The organism is Streptomyces sp. NPDC059037, from assembly GCF_042740015.1.
Classification (GTDB): Bacteria; Actinomycetota; Actinomycetes; order Streptomycetales; family Streptomycetaceae; genus Streptomyces.
Genome location: NZ_JBHYIG010000501.1, coordinates 1 through 2,130, shown reverse-complemented (window position 1 = coordinate 2,130; position 2,130 = coordinate 1). Strand labels below are relative to the sequence as shown.

The following is a 2,130-nucleotide window of genomic DNA, read 5'->3' as shown; positions in this document are numbered from 1 at the left end:
GAGGTTGTGGGGCGCGGGGGCGGCCTCGGGGGGCTCGGGCGGCTGGTGGGGGCGCCCACGCCCACGCCAAGGGGGCGGTCCCCGCACCGGGGGCCCCCCCCCCGACGGCGTGCGGAAAACCGCACGGAAAAGCAGGACGTCGTCAGCCCTTGAGCTCGGCCGCCACCAGCTCCGCGATCTGCACGGCGTTCAGCGCCGCGCCCTTGCGGAGGTTGTCGTCGGAGATGAAGAAGGCCAGGCCGTTCTCCACCGTCTCGTCATTGCGGATACGGCCCACGAAGGCGTCGTCCTTGCCCGCGGCGACCAGCGGGGTCGGCACGTCGGTGAGGACGACGCCCTCGGCGGAGGCGAGGATCTCGGTGGCGCGCTCGGGGCTCAGCGGACGCTCGAAGCGGGCGTTGACCTGGAGGGAGTGCCCCGTGAAGACGGGCACGCGCACGCAGGTGCCGGAGACCTTCAGGCCCGGGATCTCCAGGATCTTGCGCGACTCGTGGCGGAGCTTCTGCTCCTCGTCGGTCTCGTTCAGGCCGTCGTCGACGATGGAGCCCGCGAGCGGAAGCACGTTGTACGCGATCGGCGCGACGTACTTGTCCGGCTCGGGGAAGTCGGCGTCCGAGCCGTCGTGCGTGAGCTTCGTGGCGCCCTCGCCGACCTTCTTGACCTGCTCGAAGAGCTCCTCTACACCGGCGAGGCCGGAGCCGGAGACCGCCTGGTACGTCGCCACGACCAGCGCGGTGAGGCCGGCCTCCTGGTGCAGCGGCTTCAGGACCGGCATCGCGGCCATCGTCGTGCAGTTCGGGTTGGCGATGATGCCCTTGGGGCGGTCCGCGATCGCGTGCGGGTTCACCTCGGAGACGACCAGCGGTACGTCGGGGTCGCGGCGCCAGGCCGAGGAGTTGTCGATCACCACGGCGCCCTGCGATGCGACCTTCTCGGCGAGGGCCTTGGAGGTGGCGCCACCGGCGGAGAAGAGCACGATGTCCAGGCCTGTGTAGTCGGCCGCGGAGGCGTCCTCCACCGTCACGCCGTCCAGGACGGTCCCTGCGCTGCGGGCCGAGGCGAACAGACGCAGCTCGTCCAGCGGGAACTTCCGCTCGGCGAGGATCTTGCGCATGACCGTGCCGACCTGACCGGTGGCTCCGACGATTCCGACCTTCACAGGGATGTCCTCCGTATGTGCATGCGCGTGGCCCGCTGACCTGGCGCTCGGGGTGCGTTCCATGATGCGTCTGTCCACCGTCGCCTTGTCCAATCCATTGTCCGAAGTACGGGATGTCACATCCCCGAGTACCGGATGTCACATCCCGGTGGCCGTCGGCGAACGTTTCGGGCCGTCCCGGCGTCCTAGGGGAAACGTGGGGATGGGAGGGGTGCCTTGCTGCGGAGGAAAACGCGACGGGCCGCCGAGCGGCACGAGAAGGCGGATCCGCTCGACGCGGCCCAGGAGGACCGGGTGCGGGCGGTGCTCGCGCTCGGCGGGGTGCCGCAGGCCGATCTGTCCGACGGCGTCCAGCAGGTCAGGCTGAAGCTTCTGGAGCGGGCCGCTGACGGGCGCGAGGCGCCGCGTGACGTGTCCGCGTGGGCGGCGGTCGTCGCGTCGAACCTCGCCATGGACTGGCACCGGGCGCGCCGCAGGCAGGAGCGGCTGGGGGAGCGGCTCGCCGTGCTGTGGCGGGAGACCACCGACGAGGACGGGGCGGAGTCGCGGGCGCTGTCCCTCGCCGTCACGCAGGGGCTCGGCGAGCTGCCGGACGCCCAGCGGCAGGTCGTGGTCCTGCGGTTCTACGCGGATCTGCCGGTCCGGGCCATCGCCGACGAGCTGGGCATCCCGGAGGGCACGGTCAAGAGCAGGCTGCACTCCGCGGTACGGGTGCTGCGGACGCGGCTGCACGAGGGCGAGGTGGTGTGACGGTGCCTGGGACGTACGACGAGGGCTACGAGGCGTTGATGCTTGCGGTCACGGGCGACCCCGTGCCGGACGAGGTGCGCGACGATCCCGAGTTCCGCGCCGAGCACGCGGCGGCCGTCGCGGATGTCGCCCTGCTGCGGGAGCGGCTCGCCGCGGCGGGTGACGCGCTCGCCGCTCCGGGGCCCGCGGGCGCCGTGCGCCCCGCAGGGGTGCGGCGCCGC

General features: G+C 72.2%; 2 protein-coding genes and 1 pseudogene. 2 read left to right on the top strand and 1 reads right to left on the bottom strand.

The features are described 5' to 3' along the window. Positions 1-142: 142 nt before the first annotated feature. The gene (locus tag ACFWY6_RS45160; protein ID WP_384703678.1) at positions 143-1,159 is read right to left on the bottom strand and encodes an aspartate-semialdehyde dehydrogenase; all 1,017 of its coding nucleotides are present in this window, start codon (positions 1,157-1,159) and stop codon (positions 143-145) included. Positions 1,160-1,375: 216 nt separating this feature from the next. Here ACFWY6_RS45160 and ACFWY6_RS45155 point away from each other — a divergent pair, with 216 nt between their 5' ends. Together ACFWY6_RS45155 and ACFWY6_RS45150 are read left to right on the top strand one after the other, a co-directional pair. Beyond that, the gene (locus ACFWY6_RS45155; RefSeq protein ID WP_266866908.1) at positions 1,376-1,909 is read left to right on the top strand and encodes a sigma-70 family RNA polymerase sigma factor; all 534 of its coding nucleotides are present in this window, start codon (positions 1,376-1,378) and stop codon (positions 1,907-1,909) included. A 2-nt stretch (positions 1,910-1,911) separates the two neighbouring features. Next, positions 1,912-2,130, top strand: a pseudogene (locus ACFWY6_RS45150) (hypothetical protein); the annotation flags it as partial.